Here is a 13,169-nt window from a genome sequence, read left to right on the forward strand (position 1 = left end):
TGGGCTAACTAATGTAATAGCTGTTGCTGCTGTGCAGAACGCAAACTCAGAAAGGGCATTGGCTTGAGATCACCTAGCCACTTACAAGTACTTACCATTATTTCACGAAACTTAGAGTTACTTTCTGCGATTATTAGAAATTCGTAATGTAGATCAAGGTCTGTTGCTGAGGGGCCAAATTCGTCAGCTGGAATAATGGCATTTAAGAAAGATGCAAGTGTTGAACGGTCATGTGCATTTATTTGGTGTTGCGAAAGGGCTGCCCCTGGCAACGCACAACAAGCTAAAAAGCTTGTAACAAGTTTAAGAGCATCCCTGCGGCGAAGTGAAAAGTAATGTGTTGACGTTTTATCGCTCTCTGACACGATTACCTCGTTCGAATCCGGTTATTTGGGTTCAATTGAATACGAGCACAAACAAGTACGGAGCTGGCAAAGCACTATTGCCTCAATTGAGGTAAAATGCGCTTGTATGCTTAGTATATGAACATACGGCCACTCGTTCTGGTTATAATAGAAAATTTTGCAATTAAAAATACTGGTAGACATTTCGGAAAAAAGCTCACTTACCAGAATTTAGAACGGTTGAATGTCAATATTTAAAGAGGCGTGGCTACAAGAATTTGATCGTTTTTAAAAATATATGTTGATAATATGCAGAAAATAACTCCACCCATTGGCAGTTGTCTGCAGCTCGTTTTTTCTCATACGTGTCAATCCTGCAGCACAACGATCTGATGACTTGCTCTCATGTTTGAAGCTTGATTTTAATCATCTTTTCTTCGTTTTTATCACCCACTTCATTTCAGAATACTCTTTGAGTACTCGTTTAGACAGAGCGTTACATCTGTTTGCGGCATCCATATTAAAAATGCTGCGTTTTAGAGATTCTGGATATTAAAATGAATTTGAGCGATCTGACAAAGTCACTTTGCATGGGAACGGCATTAACTGGCACAATGCTAATCATCCCTTCTGCATTTGCTGGTGGTGCAATGATTATCGATCATGGCGTTCATGAGATTGTAGGAGGTCTCACCCCAACACGACCAAGCCCTTGGGATCTGGGGACTGACGGCTTGGTGGTCGGATCAGTAAGTAATGGTTATGTCACCGTTCAAGATGGAGGTCATCTCAAGACTACCAGTAGTGTTCTCGGACATTTTCGAGGTTCAGAGGGTGCAATCACTGTTTCGGGGGATGGAGCAACCTGGGAGGATACCGGAGTTCTCTTCATCGGCCGTGAGGGGAATGGTTCGTTATTGATCGAAGATGGTGGTAGGGTTACTAGTTTAATGAACTACATTGGTGACGTTTCTGGAGGACTAGGTTCTGTCAGAGTTTCTGGAGATGGTTCGATCTGGGAACTGAGGATTTCATCTCCATTGGCGAGTACGGAGGCAGCGGAGTTCTCCAAGTTTCTGATGGAGGTACTGTAAGAGCTAAAGAGATTTATCTTGGAAGTTACAATAATAAATACCATAAAAATCAAAGTGCTGATCTTATTATCGGTGGAGGGTTCATCGAAGATCCTGTAACTGGTGATGTGCTTCTATCACAGCCAGTTGCTGCGGGTAGATTGGACACTGATAAAATAGTTTTCGAAGCACCATCTAGTACGCTTGTTCTGAACCACGTTAATGAAGACTATGAACTCCAGGCCGGCTTTAGTGGTCAGGGTACGATACTAGCAGCTTCTGGTGTCTCAACGTTATCAGGCAGCAATTTTGATCCCAGCACTTTTGACATTACAAATCATAATCCTGAAAATGTACACTCCATAAATGTGTTCGGCGGTGTTCTGAATATCGAAGGTGCCATTTTTGGTGAGATAGGTACAGTCACCTCATCTTCCCATGACACTGCAACAACTAACGTCACTGGAGACTGGTATAATCTGTCTACTATTGTCGGGATGCCTTTGGCAGTAAACAGTCCGAGCAAAGGTGAGTTGAACGTAACAGAAGGCGGGACTGTTGTGTCCAGGACCACCAATGTCGCATACGGGCCAAAGAGCGAGGGTACCATAAATGTTTCTGGTAAAAATAATGAAACAAACAAAGCGAGCCGATTAATATCTTACTACAGTTTAGATGTAGCCAGTAATACTCCCACTTATGAGGCGGGTAAAGGCAACCTCAACATTACTGCGGGGGGGCAGGTGGATGTAGGCAATTTTGTCTTTATTGGGGAACGTGCCTACCATCATGAAATTACCAATGTAGTGACAAAAAGCATTGGGGGCGTCAGCGTAGATGGAGAAGGATCGGCTCTGAACGTCGGCGTGCGTTTCCCAGATTATGACCCCTCACAGCACCCAACTTCTATGAGTGTGTATAATGGTCTCTTGTCAGTCTCTAACGGAGCGAGTGTGAACGCACCCTTTATCTCACTTGGTTCTACTAATGGTCATGGCATTTCAACAAGCGGTAAGCTTATCGTAGGTGCGGCTGCCGGTGAGGCCGCCGTTGCGCCGGGTTACATAAACATCCAAGATATTTTTTTCGAAAGCAGCAGCAGCGCCCTGATATTTAATCATAATATCATAGGAGATCAGCAGTATGAATTTAGCGCTAATCTAAATGGAAATGATATACATATTGAGCAGTACGCTGGGAACACCTATCTGTCCGGAGATAACTCAGGCATAGTGGGTACGTTAAGGCTTGAGGGAGGTCTGCTCGCATTTGATAGTGGCCAGTTTAATATTCAAAGTGGAGCAGCTGTTATCGACAGCACGCTCATTGTCGGTACAAGTAGTGATAAAAAGAGCGCCTCTATCGGTTCTGATATTGAACTTGGATCAGGCGGCTTCCTTGGTGGTCATGGCATAATTGCTGGCAGTGTCATTAACAACGGCGGGATAGTTGGTCCTGGTAACTCCATAGGCAATCTGACAGTTGAGCAGAACTATTCGGGCAAGGGTACATTGGAGATTGAAGTTGCTTCAACCCCGGTAGCAGATAGTTTTGATGTAACCGCAGACCAGCTGAAGGTTAATGGGACTGCTGACTTCAGTCAGACAACCCTCAGCCTTCTGTTTTCTCCACAAGTAGCATCTGGCTGGTCGTTTGACCCCATTGAACCGATGATAGTTGTAGATCTTGCAGGTGATGTGCATGCTGCCAATCACGAGTTTATGGCGGTAATGGATGATCTACTCTTCATGGACACGGCCCTCGATTATACGAGCGGAGATGGCAACGATATCGAATTATCTCTGGTCCGTAATGACATCGATTTCGAAGAGCAAGCGATCACGAAAAACCAACGAGCTACTGCGAAAGCGCTCGCAAGCATCAGGAAAGACACCGACCTTTTCAGGTCTGTGGTTATGAACGTTTCAGATGAGGCAACCGCTCGTGAGTTGTTTGAACAATTTTCTGGCGAAGGTAGTGCAAGTATCCGCAATGCATTGTTAGAGGACACGCTTATATTTCGTCAGGCAATCTCTGCACGTACGCAAGCTTCCAAATCTGCCCTCGCCACAGGAGGCACTCAAAATGCCACGCACGCAGGCTACAGCTTCTGGTCGCAAGGCTATGGCCATTGGGGCAATCAAGACGGAACTGTTGAAGTCTCGGGAGCGACTACAGTTGGAGGCGGACTGCTCATCGGTGTTGATAGTTATGTTTCCTCGGATTTGCAGATTGGCGCCTTAGCTGGATTTGGAAGTTCCTTCACTAAAGTGGGTGATCTTAACACATCTGCAGAGGTGGACAGTTACACCCTCGGTGGTTATGGGGACTACGCTTGGGACAAGCTAAGCGTGAGTGCAGGTCTTATCAATACTTGGAATCAAGCAGCTGTAACCCGTAAGCTTAATGTTAACAACGGCCAACTAAGCGATAAGCTGTCATCCAGACAGAATATAAATGCCTTTCAAGGTTTCGCTGAGGTTGGTTATGGTATCGAGTTTGAAGCCACCAAGCTACAACCATTCATGGGTACAGCCGTTGTCAATGTTTTCTCTGATGGCTTCACTGAGAGTGGACAGGTTGCGGCTCTGAAAGCCGAAAGTCAGAGCAGTACAATTTATTTTGCGACACTGGGGTTACGCGGACAGACAAGTTTCAGTCTGAATGAAACTTCAATTTCAACTTATGGCCTTGTCGCTTGGCAGCACGCTTCAACAGACGGCGTCAAACTTGAACAATCCTTTGTCCAGGGTAGTGATAGCTTCGCCGTTATTGGCTCCCCCTTGGCACAAGATCAAGCGTTGTTAGAAGCAGGTGTTTCCATAGGCTTTGGGCAGGATACGCAACTCGGACTTCACTATGCTGGCCAATATGCTGCTTCTACTCACAATCATGGCGTGAATGCGCGCTTGGATTGGAAGTTCTAGTGTGATGTCAATCAGATATTGAGAGCGATTTAACCAAACCTGCCTTAGCCAAATAAGGCAGCCCTTCGGGTGGTATTTTAGTAGAGCAGTACAGCCAAAAATTGAAACACCCGAATGCCCGTATATGGCCCTCAGCGCCAAGCAGATTAAAGCCAACCCTAAGTCGACATCAGCTACGTAAAGTCTGCTCCGACATTAAGCGAATGGCAGCTATGGTCACACCGCTACATACGCTCGCATATCTATGCAAACAGGGCCAACAGCGGTCCTTCAGCGGTTCTATCGAGGGTTGAGGCCTCTTCCATTGCGGATATTTCGAAGATCTTCGCTGGACCTTTTAGCTGAGTTCGGGCTGATATTCAGTTGTTTCAATCAAGGGGATATCAGAGTGACTTAATTACTCTTCAAATTCTCGGTCACCCACATTTTTTGAACGGAGAAGAAGTAGCCATTGTTTACTTTCCGAGCTATTTCATTTTCGATAACCGATTGGTCCGAGCAGCTTCTCATTCGACTGGTTGAAAACTCGGTCTGGTTAATCTGGGCACTTCTTCTCTTAAGGTGTAAGCCTTCAGAAATCATGTTGGTTAAAGGTTTCGTAAGCTGCCTAAACAGACGGTTCTGACTGCTTAGTTAGTTGGTTTGGTAATGACCAAGCCAATACTCTTGTGACCAACTCGTCTCCCTCGTCCTCTTGCAAGAAGTGGGAGGCATGTTCTATGGTCTGATGAGGCTGTCCTTGAGCACCCGGAAGGCTTTGTAACTGCTTATCAATTTCCTGCCCAGCCAAGAACGGATCTTTATCGCTAAATAGCGTCAACACAGGAGTAGTGCTCTTGCGCAATTCATCCCATGCGTGACGTGCCTCTAGTAGCTGAGTTGCCACAATCTGGGGCATGACGCGTGTTGCTACGTGATAACGATTTTCGGGAAATGGTGCATCATATGCAGCCTTTTCTTCTTCTCTTAGATGGCGTGTTGTCAAAATTTGCATTATCTCGCCAATCTCAATGGCTTCTGCCCAATGGAAGTAGGAAGCCCAATTCCCATAGGATGGCTTACGGGCAAGAGCTTCCAGCGAAGCCTTACCAGCGAGAAACTTCAGGGTCTTTAAGATCTTTGGTAGGAAGAAAGCTGCTGGGCCTTTCACATCAGCCAGTCAGCCAGTGCGGTGTTGGCAACTATCAAACGAGATATCCAGGATGGCTTTTGTGCCATTGCTCGCAGCCCAATCATGCCGCCCCAATCCTGCATAAAAGCATGGGCACCATTAAGCCCAAGTTTCTCAACAAACTCACTCATCCAGTCTACCTGTGCCTGATAGGAATACGAACTGGCGACAGCTGGCTTGTCTGACTTGCCAAATCCAATCAAGTCAGGTGCGATAACACGGTACCCAGCAGCTACCAGCTGCGGGATCATATGGCGATAAAGGTAGCTCCACGATGGCTGGCCATGTAACAAGAAGATGGTTTCCCCGTTACCGCGCCCCTCGTCAATGTAATGCATTCGCAAGCCACTCACGTCCATGTAGTTGGGCTGAAATGGATAATCGGATAAGTTCTCGAAAGAGCTATCTGGTGTACGCAGGACTTCGCCGTATTTGGGGTGCTGAAAATTGCTCATAGGAAACTCTCCATCTCGGCATAAACCGGTATCGCCAGGGTCTGGCCATGCATATCGCCGGCTAGCGCAGCCAGGTATGCTTTAGCGGTATTTTTAGCTGACAGGCCACCATCTGTTGGCATGCCGAACAGCTCCATGCTTTCCTTGACAAAGATGGAAGAAACCACATTTAAGCGAAGGCTACTTTCTTCAGAAGCAGCAACCCGCACGAATGCCTCGATACCCGCACGAATGCCTCGATACCCGCACAGACCGCAGAAATCACGCTGGTAGTAGGAATAGTCTTTTGAGATTCCACGCCAGATGTCAGCGTTATAGACCCTCCCGCCTTTACTACCGTGCGACCCAACCGCAACACATTCATCTGCCCCTTCAGTTGACTGTCCAAGGTACGATTAAAGTCGTCATCGCTCATGGTAGCCACTGGTGCCATCGTACCGTTACCTGCAGCACAGATAATCGCATCCAACGTCTCTACCTGAGGAAACAACTCCCGAAGGGATGCTGGATTGGACATGTCTACCTTGATATCTCCAGTAGTCCGCGAGGCAGTGATCACCTCATGCTGGTTCTTCAAGGCGTCAGAAACTGCTCGCCCGATCATACCGGACGCTCCAATTATAAGAATTTTCATGGTATTACTCCTGGTAATACAGAGGCTTAACGCCCAAGTAATTCAGCAAAACCAGTCATCAGGCTCTGCTTTGCGGTGTATAAAAGTGGTGTTCCATGGGACGGCAGCAAATGTTGGAACTCCAGCTCTGCAACCATGACGAAATCCTGTGCATCCGGCTGGCAGAACCGGCGCCATTCAGGCCCGATATTCGCAGGTTTGAAAAAACCGGACTGTGCCATCCAATCGACGGCCATTTCAGTGAAAAACTCGTCTGGTTGAGTCCAGTTCTGTAAGCTATCTGCGGTAATCAGATTGCCACCTTCACGGTCCAGAAAAAACATGACCTCAGGCAACCTAGAACTGTCGTAGACGAACAAACTGTGCGAATGAGCTGGCATCTCCCCGCCAACCCGTAAGAACCGGTCAGGCGTAAGCCCACCTTAATGCTCCATACCCTCCAGTGCCCAAAATTTTGCACCGTACCTATCCACATAGTAAGGCTCGTCCAGACCGTTCTGCACTCCTAAATGATAACCACCAAGCTTGACGATGTTCTCTACCCGCCCAAGACCATCAAGGACTTGGGTTTCTTCGTCATTTAGACGAATAGGACTGACAAGGGTGAGAGTTTGACCATCTCGCAAGATTGTCATTGCGCGACTGATGCGCATGCCCGGTACCATTTCAACACTACCCGTTACGTGGAACACATCCGGAAACACCTCACGAATTTTCCCGTGTGGCTGCACCTCTGGAAACTCATAGGGCATAGTACTCTCCTTCGTTAAGTGCTTGATACCAATCTGCCAGTGCCTTGCCGATCTCATGAGGTTAATCTTCCTGCAAGAAGTGCAGGCCCTTTCCCAGATCCACACTGGTTAGGTTTGGGAAATTCTGCTCAATCCACGCCACATCAGTCTTGCGGATCAGAACTCCCGGATCTGCATGGAAAAACAGCTTGGGGATCGGCGTTTCAGTCAACCATTTGGAATAGTTTGCCACTGCATTGGAAATGTGTACCGGCTTGCCTTGAACAGGGACATCACGTGGGAAGACATAGATGGGTTTCCGGCTCTTAACGGTAGGAAATGGAGCCAGATATGCTGCCATCTTTTTTTTACTCAAATCCCGCTTTACCCAATCTGGAAGCATGCGTTTGACGAAACTGTTCATGACTCCAAAAAGCAACCAGCTGGTAAACCGAGAGCGGATCATGCGCATGAGTGCTTTTTCGCCTTTTGCCATGGCATCAAAGTCGATTTCGCGATGCATAGCCTCCATAAACACAATGCCCTTTATGCGTTCTCGATGAAGGTTGGCGTAATGAAAGCCCAGACCTGACCCCCAATCTTGAACAACCAACGTGACGTTGGTTAACCCTAGCGCTTCTATGAAACCTTCAATATGCGCGTAGCTGTCGTCAAAGCCATAGGCGATGTCAGGTTTTGCAGACTTGCCAAACCCGATGAGGTCGACTGCGATGGCGCGGGCGTATGGGCTGACATGCGGGATTATATTGCGCCAGATGTAAGAGGAGGTTGGGTTCCCGTGAATGAAAAGCACCGGATCTCCAGCTCCTTCTTCAATGTAATGGATGGAGTTTCCCAGTACGTCGACCCTTCGGGACGTAAAGTGAAAGTCTGCTGAATTACTTTCGTCGCACATATCTGATCCTCTCCAGAAACGCTTCGCCTCTGGAAACTGGATAACTCGTCCTCTCCATCAAAAAAAGAATAGCTTTTCACTCATAATGGTCAGATAATTTGACCATGACCAATCTAGATCATCTTCTTGTTGTTGCAGCTATTGCTGACACAGGAAGCTTTCAACTTGCCAGTGAGCGGCTAAACAAGGCTCGTTCAGCGGTGTCTTACTCCGTCAAACAGGCAGAAGAGTTTTATCAAGTACAGATTTTTGATCGATCCAAGTATCGCCCAGAACTAACACCAGATGGGCGCGCACTACTCACTCAAATTCGTCCATTATTGGCCCATGCTCAGCAGTTTGAAGAGTTCGTAAGAGACCTGAAAGGTGAAAGCGAAACCGAGCTGCGCCTTAGTGTTAGCAGTAACTTTCCGGTCGCTCGAATAACTGACCTTTTGAAGGATCTAAAGCAATCCTTCCCCTCGACTACAATCCATTTAGAAGTAGAGACAGCTTCTGGAAAACGGCAGCTTATGGCGGAGAAGGTCGACATTGCCATTTTTGCAGCACCATCCCGTAGCCCTTTCATCGACTACCGTCCAATCGGGACCATGTCGTTCCCACTGGTTATCGCAGGTACGTTGGTTGGCTCTGATCCTGAAAAACTGACAAAATCTGATCTCTCCCGTTACCCGCAGGTGATTATTAAATCCAGCGACGAGAAAACCCCAAACACCAGCATATTGGATGAGACCCTTAAGTGGTATGTGACGGATATGAGCACAAAAACACCTCCGGCTTGGGATGGGGCCGCCTGCCGGATCACATGGTCGAGAAGGAGATTGCACGAGGTGACCTGATTGTCTTGCCAACGCTCGGAGAACTGTCTCTCCCTTTGTGCCTAACAAAACGAGCCAACCAAACCTTAGGGCCAGTTGGCCGGATGATTTAGACATACTTTCAAGACACAAAGCCCAATGTCTAACTCAGACATCAAGAAGCATTTTGAAGTATTTGGCCCATAGCAGATAACAACTCTTCGTGTGTTCAACAAAGCTGCCTTGTGGCCTCTAATGCCAAACAGATTAAGATCAATCCTTCGTTGACGTTTTTATCTAGATGGGGTTGCTCCGAAAACAGACGGATGTCGGCTCTTGGTCAGCTGCTATATGCTTGGAATGTCAAGAAGTTTGGGCCAGAAGCGGTCATTGGGGCGGTTCCATCAGCAGTTGAACTGGATTGCTTAAAAGCTTGCTGTTGCTTTTTATGGGAGTCGCGTGTGGCCTGTTATTGCAATCAACCCTTGTTTTGCTAGTAGCGATGTTTGCAGAACGTACAGTCCCAACCTTTATGTGAGACTCACGGTAATTGAATAGCTTTTCTTTCTTGTGATTACTCAAAGGTTTTTCTACTTCGCAGAGCAGGCGCACTATTCCGCATGCTTCATTATTGCTGGCCGGCTGGCCAAACAGATTAATTGACGCACAGCATCTAAGCCACCTACGAAATAATTGCCCTCACTGCCAAAAGGCACTCCAACAACAAGTATGCTAGGTCTGCTCAAAGTAACACTAAGCCTATACTCATCTTCCGTTGAATTGAGACGTCGTTAATGAACCACTTATTGGGGTTTCATGCCGGAACAGCGCTTTTAAGGAAGGCTTTTAGCGTCCTCACTTAAAGACTACAGTTCAATCTTTTAAAAGGATTTTGCAGATGAAAATACTATATTTTCAGTGCCTTTTAACCCAAAATAACGCTTAGCGTCGGCTGTTTGAACCTCAGTTGATCGCTTAAAAGGTAAATCTGCGAAAGGTCTTTGACACTGATCACTACAATCTGTATGGAATCTCTATTCAGTCGCATTTTATTTGATCGCGAAATTTGTTTCATTATTGATATTAATATGATCTGCTTTATTAGACTGTGCTTAGTTGCATGCTTCATCACAATGCCTCATTGGAGTTCTGCGCAGCAATCTTCCGAGACAGCAATGGAAATTGGAGAGAGCGGTGAGGCGTATCTGCAGGCAATCAAGTTCCGCGGCATAGATTCAGATGTTGTATATTTTGATCCATCGAGCCCTCTGCCACCGATGGAGATCGGACAAGAGCCAGAGGCGCTGCCAGCACAATCCGATCAGGACGGGGAATGGTCACCAGGCAGTGTCGATATTAACGCTTTTTTGATTTCTGCCGCAGTGCTGCTTGCAATTATATATGTGTTTGCTCGTTACGGCGGCAGTATTTCAGTTTCACTGAGCCAGAATGCTGGCAACGCCGCGCGCTCTCATAACAGGGCAAACCGCAGTTGCGGAACTTTACCTGATGCAGGGCCAAGCAGTCTGGTCAGTATTCTACGTCTTCAAGACCGGCGTGAAGCTCTCATTCAGCTAACTCAAGCGGCTCTGATAGCAGCAGTTTCGGCAGATGGAGTATTGTTACAGCGCAGCTGGACAGCGCGTGAAGCGCTCAAGCATCTGCCGGGAGAACATCGCTATATGAGTGCCTTACGCGACCTCGTTCATGCCAGCGAACGGGTACATTTCGGCGGTCGGGATGTAAGCGAAGAGGAATTCCAGTCGCACGTCGAAGATATACGTCCGCTGCTGCAGTTCGAGGTGTGCGCATGAGCCTTTCAGAACCAAGCACGAAGCAGAGTAGACTGCGGCTTGAAACGCTTGCAATTATTGTCTTTGGGACATTGCTGCTTTTTGTTGTGCTCTATGCAGTCTCGCAGCGCCAGCAGGCTTTGAGAGCCTCCCCCTCCGGGTTCGACGGACTGCAGATCTGGCTTACATCCAAAGGCGTCAGCACACAGAGCTTCCTCGGTGGCTGGCAGGTTGATCAGAACTCTGTCGGGTTGCTGGTGATGCCGCTATACGACACAGTGTTGGACAGAAGTCGCAGCCAACCTCTCACTAAGACCGAGCTGCTATATCAGCAGGATGAATACGATCTGGATTTGGCGGTAATTAAGCGGAAGATCCGCCTGGTGCCATCGCTTGTCATCCTGCCCAAATGGCGCAGTGGAATGCGCCTTGCTGGGGTCGCGCATCCAGTCTTGTTGAGCAAGCGCTTTGCTGTGGAAGAACTGCTTCAAGATATAACCGGACAGAGTGACGCAAAAATAGTTAATGCCAGCGTCCCTCTTAGCGACTTTAGCTATACCACAGGTGGCGGACAAGAATTTTCCGCACAGTTTTATGCTGCGCAGATGTTCACAAGCCCCGGCTGTAAGCCGGTAATCGGGTCAACCGAAGCAATGGTGCTGGCTGATTGCACTATGTCTCAAGGCGAAAACAGAGCGAGCGGTAAACAGCTGTTTGTTTTGTCCGATCCTGATCTGCTGAGCAATCATGGATTGCGGCTTGCAGATAACTCCGCGATTGCACTCGATTATCTGCAAGAGTATGCCAAGGACCGTAATGTGATGATCGACTACAGCCGTGACACGTGGATAACTGATCCGAAGCGTGGTGTGCAACGCGAGCGAACCTGGGCAGATCTCATTCGGTTTTTCGAACCGCCGTTTCTCACGCTCTGGCTGGGTTGTTTTTTAACATTACTGCTCTTCCTCTGGCGTTCCTGGTTGCGCTATGGCCCTGTACGTCATGTGCCTGCAGCCTGTACCAGCCGAAAAGCACAAGCCTTTCAAGCGCGAGCCAGACTAATGCGGCTTTGCGATCAGGACGGAGCCTTGATCGGCGACTATGCTCAGGCCCGGCTGGCCACCATCGCAGCTGTGCTCTACGGTGCGGTCTCTTCTCGTCAGTATGCTGAGTCGGGAGCATTTCTTGCATATGTCAAGCGCCGTAATCCCGAGCATGCCACCGCGCTGGAAAGCGTCCTTACAGCAATTCGAAGCCTTCCAGCTCGAATATCTCCAGCGGAGGCGATCCACCATATTGATGAACTTGAAGCGCTATTGGAACAAATAATCCATGACACTTGAAACTTTGCAAAACCGGTCCGATGCTCTGCGTTCCGAGATTGGTAAGACCGTTCTGGGGCAAGAAGAAGTAGTCACTATGCTTCTGATCGCGTTATTTGCACGCGGCCATGTGCTGCTGGAAGGCCCACCAGGTACTGCTAAGACTTTGCTCGCCCGCAGTTTTGCCGCCGCCATGGATCTAGAGTTCGGACGCATCCAATTCACGCCAGATCTGATGCCTGGCGACGTTTTGGGCACTTCGATCTTCAATTTCCAGACCAATGAGTTTGTCCTGACCCCAGGCCCAGTCTTCACTCAGGTTCTGTTGGCGGATGAAATCAACCGAGCTCCCCCAAAAACTCAGGCAGCTCTATTGCAGGCGATGAACGAGCGTACCGTCAGTATTGATGGCGCTGACTATACTCTGGGGCGCGAGTTCATTGTCGTCGCTACTCAAAATCCAATTGAGCAACAAGGCACCTATCCATTGCCCGAAGCGCAACTAGACCGCTTCCTATTTAAATTGGTGATCGATTTCCCGCCGGAGAACGTTGAAATGGCCATTTTGCGCCAGCACGCAGAGGCACCGATAGAATCTGGGTTAGAAACCAGAGGCCTGACAAAAACTCTGGACGCCCAGGCGCTGGCCGACAGCCGGGCGCTGATTGACAGGATCACTCTGGACGACGACATCTTAGCCTACATTCTGCGTCTGGTCCGTGCGACCCGGGAAAGCTCGGAGATTGCTTTTGGAGCGTCGACCCGTGCTGCTGATGCACTCGCGGCGGCGACACGGGCGATCGCGGGGTTGAGCGGTCGCGATTTTGCCATCCCCGATGACGTCAAGCGACTGTTCGTCCCGGCGCTGCGCCATCGTGTAGTGCTGGGCCCGTCAGCTGAGATCGAAGGTCGCAGTTCCGCGATGGTACTCGAAAACATTCTCAACCAGATTGAGGTCCCCCGCTGATCCGTCCGTCCCCCCGACTTCTGTTTGCCACCTGCATTG

Annotated in this window: 14 protein-coding genes; 6 read left to right on the forward strand and 8 right to left on the reverse strand. The window is 48.4% G+C overall.

Going from position 1 to position 13,169, the window contains the following annotated elements:
- Window positions 1-8 precede the first annotated feature (8 nt).
- Window positions 9-365: a hypothetical protein gene (locus PsAD13_RS27625; RefSeq protein WP_153040902.1), complete on the reverse strand. Its 357-nt coding sequence runs from the start codon at window positions 363-365 to the stop codon at window positions 9-11.
- Window positions 366-958: 593 nt separating this feature from the next.
- Between PsAD13_RS27625 and PsAD13_RS16045 the strand changes: the two genes are divergently transcribed.
- Together PsAD13_RS16045 and PsAD13_RS16050 are read left to right on the forward strand one after the other, a co-directional pair.
- On the forward strand, window positions 959-1,438 hold the full coding sequence (locus PsAD13_RS16045; RefSeq protein ID WP_063318805.1) for a hypothetical protein: 480 nt from the start codon (window positions 959-961) through the stop codon (window positions 1,436-1,438).
- A gap of 140 nt (window positions 1,439-1,578) precedes the next feature.
- Window positions 1,579-4,344, forward strand: a complete 2,766-nt coding sequence (locus PsAD13_RS16050; RefSeq protein ID WP_153040903.1) for an autotransporter domain-containing protein — start codon at window positions 1,579-1,581, stop codon at window positions 4,342-4,344.
- Window positions 4,345-4,951: 607 nt separating this feature from the next.
- On the opposite strand, the gene PsAD13_RS16055 is transcribed toward PsAD13_RS16050, so the two are convergent.
- The 7 genes from PsAD13_RS16055 to PsAD13_RS16080 form a co-directional block, all read right to left on the reverse strand.
- Window positions 4,952-5,494 (reverse strand): hypothetical protein, encoded by a 543-nt coding sequence (locus tag PsAD13_RS16055; RefSeq protein ID WP_063318807.1) that lies wholly within the window; start codon window positions 5,492-5,494, stop codon window positions 4,952-4,954.
- On the reverse strand, window positions 5,491-5,970 hold the full coding sequence (locus PsAD13_RS16060) for an alpha/beta fold hydrolase (RefSeq protein WP_063318808.1): 480 nt from the start codon (window positions 5,968-5,970) through the stop codon (window positions 5,491-5,493). The genes PsAD13_RS16055 and PsAD13_RS16060 overlap by 4 nt, the downstream gene beginning before the upstream one ends.
- The gene (locus tag PsAD13_RS27630) at window positions 5,967-6,179 is read right to left on the reverse strand and encodes a hypothetical protein (protein ID WP_153040904.1); all 213 of its coding nucleotides are present in this window, start codon (window positions 6,177-6,179) and stop codon (window positions 5,967-5,969) included. Before PsAD13_RS27630 ends, PsAD13_RS16060 begins: the two co-directional genes overlap by 4 nt.
- Window positions 6,140-6,604, reverse strand: a complete 465-nt coding sequence (locus PsAD13_RS16065) for an SDR family oxidoreductase (protein WP_063318809.1) — start codon at window positions 6,602-6,604, stop codon at window positions 6,140-6,142. Before PsAD13_RS16065 ends, PsAD13_RS27630 begins: the two co-directional genes overlap by 40 nt.
- A 26-nt stretch (window positions 6,605-6,630) precedes the next feature.
- Window positions 6,631-6,984, reverse strand: a complete 354-nt coding sequence (locus PsAD13_RS16070) for a hypothetical protein (protein ID WP_153040905.1) — start codon at window positions 6,982-6,984, stop codon at window positions 6,631-6,633.
- 42 nt (window positions 6,985-7,026) lie between these two features.
- The gene (locus tag PsAD13_RS16075; RefSeq protein ID WP_153040906.1) at window positions 7,027-7,356 is read right to left on the reverse strand and encodes a hypothetical protein; all 330 of its coding nucleotides are present in this window, start codon (window positions 7,354-7,356) and stop codon (window positions 7,027-7,029) included.
- A 61-nt stretch (window positions 7,357-7,417) separates the two neighbouring features.
- A complete protein-coding gene (locus PsAD13_RS16080) occupies window positions 7,418-8,251 on the reverse strand; it encodes a haloalkane dehalogenase (RefSeq protein WP_063318812.1) in 834 nt (277 codons plus the stop codon).
- A 104-nt stretch (window positions 8,252-8,355) separates the two neighbouring features.
- Here PsAD13_RS16080 and PsAD13_RS16085 point away from each other — a divergent pair, with 104 nt between their 5' ends.
- The 4 genes from PsAD13_RS16085 to PsAD13_RS16100 all read left to right on the forward strand — a co-directional run bounded on the left by PsAD13_RS16085 (window position 8,356) and on the right by PsAD13_RS16100 (window position 13,130).
- Window positions 8,356-9,090: a LysR family transcriptional regulator gene (locus PsAD13_RS16085; protein WP_208986671.1), complete on the forward strand. Its 735-nt coding sequence runs from the start codon at window positions 8,356-8,358 to the stop codon at window positions 9,088-9,090.
- Window positions 9,091-10,223: 1,133 nt separating this feature from the next.
- The gene (locus PsAD13_RS16090; protein ID WP_208986673.1) at window positions 10,224-10,862 is read left to right on the forward strand and encodes a DUF4129 domain-containing protein; all 639 of its coding nucleotides are present in this window, start codon (window positions 10,224-10,226) and stop codon (window positions 10,860-10,862) included.
- Window positions 10,859-12,184, forward strand: a complete 1,326-nt coding sequence (locus PsAD13_RS16095) for a hypothetical protein (RefSeq protein WP_063318813.1) — start codon at window positions 10,859-10,861, stop codon at window positions 12,182-12,184. Before PsAD13_RS16090 ends, PsAD13_RS16095 begins: the two co-directional genes overlap by 4 nt.
- Window positions 12,174-13,130: a MoxR family ATPase gene (locus PsAD13_RS16100; RefSeq protein WP_063318814.1), complete on the forward strand. Its 957-nt coding sequence runs from the start codon at window positions 12,174-12,176 to the stop codon at window positions 13,128-13,130. Before PsAD13_RS16095 ends, PsAD13_RS16100 begins: the two co-directional genes overlap by 11 nt.
- The last annotated feature ends 39 nt before the right edge of the window (window positions 13,131-13,169 follow it).

The organism is Pseudovibrio sp. Ad13 (genome assembly GCF_001623225.1).
Classification (GTDB): Bacteria; Pseudomonadota; Alphaproteobacteria; order Rhizobiales; family Stappiaceae; genus Pseudovibrio.

Coding starts and splice junctions, on each gene's coding strand:
- PsAD13_RS16060 (WP_063318808.1), bottom strand. CDS start 5,970: ATGAGCAATTTTCAGCACCCCAAATACGGCGAAGTCCTGCGTACACCA.
- PsAD13_RS16095 (WP_063318813.1), top strand. CDS start 10,859: ATGAGCCTTTCAGAACCAAGCACGAAGCAGAGTAGACTGCGGCTTGAA.
- PsAD13_RS16065 (WP_063318809.1), bottom strand. CDS start 6,604: ATGAAAATTCTTATAATTGGAGCGTCCGGTATGATCGGGCGAGCAGTT.
- PsAD13_RS16090 (WP_208986673.1), top strand. CDS start 10,224: ATGGAAATTGGAGAGAGCGGTGAGGCGTATCTGCAGGCAATCAAGTTC.
- PsAD13_RS16100 (WP_063318814.1), top strand. CDS start 12,174: ATGACACTTGAAACTTTGCAAAACCGGTCCGATGCTCTGCGTTCCGAG.
- PsAD13_RS16045 (WP_063318805.1), top strand. CDS start 959: ATGCTAATCATCCCTTCTGCATTTGCTGGTGGTGCAATGATTATCGAT.
- PsAD13_RS16080 (WP_063318812.1), bottom strand. CDS start 8,251: ATGTGCGACGAAAGTAATTCAGCAGACTTTCACTTTACGTCCCGAAGG.
- PsAD13_RS16075 (WP_153040906.1), bottom strand. CDS start 7,356: ATGCCCTATGAGTTTCCAGAGGTGCAGCCACACGGGAAAATTCGTGAG.
- PsAD13_RS16070 (WP_153040905.1), bottom strand. CDS start 6,984: ATGCCAGCTCATTCGCACAGTTTGTTCGTCTACGACAGTTCTAGGTTG.
- PsAD13_RS16085 (WP_208986671.1), top strand. CDS start 8,356: ATGACCAATCTAGATCATCTTCTTGTTGTTGCAGCTATTGCTGACACA.